The 1,313-nt window shown below is 41.7% G+C and carries 1 protein-coding gene and 1 pseudogene; both read left to right on the top strand.

Going from position 1 to position 1,313, the window contains the following annotated elements; genetic code table 11:
* Nucleotides 1-613: pseudogene (locus ACFILW_RS09755) on the top strand (hypothetical protein); the annotation flags it as partial.
* Nucleotides 597-983, top strand: a complete 387-nt coding sequence (locus ACFILW_RS09760) for a hypothetical protein (RefSeq protein WP_273754097.1) — start codon at nucleotides 597-599, stop codon at nucleotides 981-983. The pseudogene ACFILW_RS09755 and the gene ACFILW_RS09760, both read left to right, overlap by 17 nt.
* Nucleotides 984-1,313: the final 330 nt, after the last annotated feature.

The raw sequence follows: 1,313 nt of genomic DNA on the forward strand, positions 1-1,313 counted from the left end.
CGATTTGGTTGACGAGCCAACAGAGGTTGCTGCTGTTGAGATCACATCAGAGCAAATCGAAACCTCATCAGACAACCAACCTTCCATTCACGAGCAAGAGAACGTTCCCAAAAAAGCAAAACGAACGCAAGCTAATCGCGGTTGTCGATTGCCTACGGATTTTGAACCCGATTACGATTTTGCCATTGCAGAGGGCTTGCCTCCAGAGCGCGTCAAAGTCGAAATTGCGAAGTTTCGAGATTATTGGCGTTCAAAAGCCGGAGCAAATGCAACCAAAATCGATTGGCAAGCAACATGGAGAAACTGGGTGCGCAGGGCTATCGAGGGTTTAGAAAAAATAAAAAATACGAACAACAATGGTGGAAACAATGGAAACTTTTCAAAAGATCAAAGAACTCGTGGTGGTACCGGAGAGACAATCCGTAATCTTATCGGTGCAACACAGCTTAGTGACGCCTCTACAAGATACCGTGCAACAGATAGAGCAATGTGTAACTCTGGAGTTCCCATGGACCTTGAGAAATGGCATTCAATTGACAGCAACCCTAGAGAAACAAGCTTTAGAAGCTTATCAGACTGTTCAAAACTTACTTACCTTGAAAGCGTCTGTTGAAGACATAGCAGAGGCTCTTGATGTGCTTGAAGGTGGTTTGACAATGCAAAAAGTTTCGAATGTAGAAGCGCGTGCAAAGGCTTATATCGCAGCTCTTAACGGCATTTCACTCTGGTCTTTATTGCAAGCTGTTAAAAATCTTATACGTGGTGAAGCAAAAGGCATGTCCACAACCTTTGTTCCCTCTTGTGCTGATCTAGCGCAGTATTGTCGTGATTTAGAAAGCAGGCTTTATGGTGTTGCTGAGAGAGTTTTTACAGCAGTTGAAAATACGCGTAACCTAGCCTTAGGAGGCAAGCGCATTTCATTCATGAGAATAGGCAAGCCTAGTGAAGAGTGTCATGACAGTAGCAATTCTAAAGCGGCTTAAAACAGCAAACTAGTGAAAAGTGCTGATCATTTTACGATTAGACATGCATTTAAATCGACAAAAAGGCACCGTACAAAGCGATTTAAAGATTTTATGATAAAACCTATCCGAAATATAAAACGCTCTGTACGGTCAAATTTTAGGTAAATAGACCAATTGGTAAAATTATGGACTAAAAACATGAGAATATTAAAAGACCTGTTCTTAAAAAAGCGTAAACAACCCATGCAAAAAGAGTTTATTGCAACAGCTATTGGTTATGTTCCTTGGGGAGACGGAGCAGAGGAGTATTTTTACAACCTCTACGAATACGAAGACGGCACAAGAGAG

It is taken from the genome of Bartonella sp. TT110JLCBS (assembly GCF_042193405.1).
Classification (GTDB): Bacteria; Pseudomonadota; Alphaproteobacteria; order Rhizobiales; family Rhizobiaceae; genus Bartonella.